Consider the following 581-nt stretch of genomic DNA (forward strand, 5'->3'; position numbering starts at 1 on the left):
TTTTAACAGATTTTCGGTAAGACCTGCACAGCTTAAGCCATATTTATTGATACCGCCATCGCATAAGAGTTGCGCCACAAACAACGCCTCTTTTTCATCTTTGGGTAAGACTTTAGAAAAAAGGTCATCTAATATTATCTCCCTTTTTTCATCATTGGCATATGCAACGATAAGATTACAGAATGAGCGAATATCCTCTCTGTCCATATCATCAAAGCTATCCCAATAACACTCATCAACATTGCGACTCTTAATCATTTGTAACCACTCCGCATCGCTATGCTTGTTTAATTTTTGAGCACAAGTAAGAGCGTGGACAATAATCATACTCGCTTGAAACCCTTGACCCTCAGACACTGTCGACACAAACAAAACACTTAAGTGTCCTTCTCTCTCGGTATTAGCATACAAGCTCGCAGCGGATAGAAACGCGCTAATCTCCTCATCTTTTTTCTCACCATAGAAATCAAAGTCCAACTTATATCTGCTTTCTTTCTCTTTAGGAGTAGTAGTCCTTTCCTTAACACTCGGACCGCTAGTTACGATTTTAAGATCCTCTAAAATGTCTTTTTTACCATTTT

General features: G+C 38.7%; 1 protein-coding gene. It reads right to left on the reverse strand.

What is annotated here, in order from left to right:
* Positions 1 to 581, reverse strand: a 581-nt coding sequence (locus IEY78_RS34750) for a hypothetical protein (RefSeq protein WP_229700350.1), incomplete at both ends; no start/stop codon positions are given.

Origin of the sequence: Streptomyces kronopolitis (assembly GCF_014646275.1) — a bacterium.
GTDB lineage: Bacteria > Actinomycetota > Actinomycetes > Streptomycetales > Streptomycetaceae > Streptomyces > Streptomyces kronopolitis.